The organism is Nonomuraea zeae (assembly GCF_005889725.1).
Taxonomy (GTDB): domain Bacteria; phylum Actinomycetota; class Actinomycetes; order Streptosporangiales; family Streptosporangiaceae; genus Nonomuraea; species Nonomuraea zeae.
Genome location: NZ_VCKX01000570.1, coordinates 1 through 3,046, shown reverse-complemented (window position 1 = coordinate 3,046; position 3,046 = coordinate 1). Strand labels below are relative to the sequence as shown.

The following is a 3,046-nucleotide window of genomic DNA, read 5'->3' as shown; positions in this document are numbered from 1 at the left end:
CCCCACCCCCACCGTCACCCCGACCGAGAGCTGCGACACCGCGCCCACGCACCAGATCTCCCAGGTGCAGGGCGGCGGCGAGACCAGCCCGGTCGAGGGCCAGAACGTCCGGGTCGAGGGCGTCGTCACCGGTTCCTTCCAGGGCTCCGGCGGGCTCGGCGGCTTCTACCTCCAGGCCGTCGTGCCGGACGGCGACCCGGCGACCTCCGAGGGCCTGTTCGTCTACTCCTCCTCGCCGGTCAAGACCGGCGACCGGGTGCTCGTCTCCGGCAAGGCGATCGAGTACAACGGCCTCACCGAGATCTCGCCGGCCACCGCGGTGAACGTCTGCGGCACCGGCACGATCCAGCCGGTCAAGGTGAAGCTGCCGCTCAAGCAGGACCGTACGTTCGAACGCTACGAGAACATGCTCGTGACCTTCGACGACGACCTCGCCGTCTCCGAGATCTACAACCTCGGCCGGTACGGCGAGATCACCCTGTCCGAGGACGACCGGCTGTGGCAGCCGACCGACCGCGAGGGCGTGGACACCGAGAAGGACGCGCGGCGCACGATCCTGCTCGACGACGGCTCGAACGCCCAGAACCCGCCCACTCTGCCGCACCACACCGAGGGGTCGAACACCGTCCGGATCGGCGACGAGGTGCGGCGCCTGACCGGCGTCCTCACGTACGGCTTCGACCTCTACCGCGTCCAGCCGGCCGCGCCGGTGGTCTTCACCGCCGAGAACCCCCGCCCCGCCGTGCCCGAGAGGGTCGGCGGCGAGGTCCGGGTGGCCAGCCTGAACACCCTCAACTGGTTCACCACGCTCGGCTCCCGTGGCGCCACCACCGCCGCGGAGCGCGACCGCCAGCTCGCCAAGCTGGTCGCCAACATCACGACGCTCAACCCCGCCGTGGCCGGGCTGATGGAGGTCGAGCGCAACGACGACGTGGCGCTCGGCGCGCTGATCGACGCGCTCAACGCCAAGGCGGGCGCGGGCACGTACAAGGCGATCACCCACCCGAACCCGGGCACCGACCTCATCCAGACCGCGCTGATCTACCAGCCGGGCATGGTCACCCCGATCGGCGCGCCGCGCTCGTCGTCCGACCCGATCTTCAACCGGCCGCCGCTGGTGCAGACCTTCGGCAGGGCCGACGGGACCGGCAAGACGTTCACGGTGCTGGTGAACCACTTCAAGTCCAAGGGCTGCACCGACGCCGACGGCCCGGCCACCGGCCCGGACGCCGACCAGGGCGACGGGCAGAGCTGCTACAACGCCAAGCGCGTCAAGCAGGCCGAGGCGGTGCTGGCCCTGATCGACAGCCTCCGGCTGAAGAACGCGCTCGTACTCGGCGACATCAACGCCTACGGCGAGGAGGACCCGATCCACGCCTTCGAGGACGCCGGGCTGACCAGCCTGAGCAAGAAGTACATCAAGAAGGACGACCGCTACAGCTACGTCTTCGACGGCCTGTCAGGTGAGCTCGACCACGTGCTCGCCGACAAGGGCGCGCGCAAGCTGGTGACCGGCGCCACCATCTGGCACGTCAACGCCGACGAGGGCCGGTTCATGGACTACAACACCGAGTTCAATCCGCCCTACCTGTACGCGCCCGACCCCTTCCGCTCCTCCGACCACGACCCGCTGCTGGTGGGCCTGAAGCTCTGAGATTCGCGCCCGGCCCCGGCCGGGGCCGGGCGCGAACCAGGACGTTCCGGTCGGCGTCCAACCCTGCATGATCCATGTGGCGCTCTCCCTCGCATTGGTCCTGTCCCCTGCGACGGTGACCGAGATCCCGAAGAACTTCCTGCTCACGGAGCGGGACGCGCGCAAGCCGCTGAGCCCTGACCAGGCCTACGAGATGGGCTACCGGATCAGCGACAGGCTCACCGTGCCGTTGGAGCTCAACCCGTGCGGGCACCGGCGCGCCGTCGACGGCGGCCGGCTGGCCGCCCGCACGATCACGCTCTGGACCAGCGCCCCCAGCGGCTCCTCCGAACAGCTCATCGTCTACAGGAGCCCGCGGGCCGCCCGGGCCGCGCTCACCCGCCTGCGCGCCGAGGTCAAGCGGTGCGCGCGCAAGGGCGACCCGTCCTCGCCCCAGCTCACGATCCGCTGGCGGACGAGCCCGGCCAGGATCGGCGACGAGGCCCTGGGCATGGGCTACCGGAGCTGGCAGGACGGCTACGAGAACCCGGCGGTCACCGGCATCGTCGCCCGCAAGGGCAGCGCACTGATGATCTACACCACCGACGAGGGCGCCTACAACCCCGGCGCCCTGACCAAGGAGGCCAGGAAGATGGCGGCCAAGGTGTGCACGCTGCCCGGCGTCTGCTGAGGCCGCCGTCGCCGTCAGGGAGCGGCCGGGCTACAGGATCGCCCTGGCGGCAGCGGTACGGCCCGAACCCCTCGGGTGACCATCCTCAGCAATCCACAAGAACCATTGCACAATAACTCTTGTACACCTAGAGTGCCCCTTATGTCTGATGAGTCGATCACCGATTCGCGGGTGCTCACCGCCATGGCGCACCCCCTGCGCCGCCGCCTGCTCGACCTGCTCAAAGTGAACGGGCCCGCCACCGCGAGCACATTGTCCCAGCGCACGGGGGAAGCGGTGGGCAACATCAGCCACCACCTGCGCACCCTGGCCGGGGCCGGCCTCATCGAGGAGGCGCCGGAGCTGGCCCAGGACCGCCGCGAGCGGTGGTGGCGCCGCACCTCGCAGACGCTGTGCTGGTCGTCCAACGACTTCACCAGCGACGCCGCCGGCGAGACGATCGCCCGGGCCCTCGAATCGATGAACCTGGAGCGGCAGACCGGCCACGTCCGCCGCTGGGCCGACCAGCCGCAGTCCGTGCAGGAGCAGTGGCCGCTCGGCCCCTTCTCCACCGAGACCTGGCTCCGGGTGACGGACGACGAGCTGGCCGAGTTCGCCGCCGAGATCGTCGCGGTGCTGAACCGGTGGGCCGAGCGCGACCTGCCCGACGACGGCCGGGACCGCGAGACCGTGTTCGCCTTCGCCAGGGCGGTGCCGGCGCAGCCATGACCTCGACCCCCACC

Annotated in this window: 3 protein-coding genes; all 3 read left to right on the top strand. The window is 70.5% G+C overall.

The window, feature by feature from the left end; all coding sequences use genetic code 11:
- On the top strand, positions 1-1,654 hold a 1,654-nt coding region (locus ETD85_RS61255; RefSeq protein WP_138698934.1), incomplete at its 5' end, for an ExeM/NucH family extracellular endonuclease.
- A 115-nt stretch (positions 1,655-1,769) separates the two neighbouring features.
- The gene (locus ETD85_RS61250; RefSeq protein ID WP_138698933.1) at positions 1,770-2,324 is read left to right on the top strand and encodes a sensor domain-containing protein; all 555 of its coding nucleotides are present in this window, start codon (positions 1,770-1,772) and stop codon (positions 2,322-2,324) included.
- Positions 2,325-2,465: 141 nt separating this feature from the next.
- Positions 2,466-3,032: a winged helix-turn-helix domain-containing protein gene (locus ETD85_RS61245; protein ID WP_138698932.1), complete on the top strand. Its 567-nt coding sequence runs from the start codon at positions 2,466-2,468 to the stop codon at positions 3,030-3,032.
- The last annotated feature ends 14 nt before the right edge of the window (positions 3,033-3,046 follow it).

What these genes read in the sequence shown, in the direction of transcription:
- ETD85_RS61245 (WP_138698932.1), top strand. Translation starts at nt 2,466, where the DNA reads ATGTCTGATGAGTCGATCACCGATTCGCGGGTGCTCACCGCCATGGCG.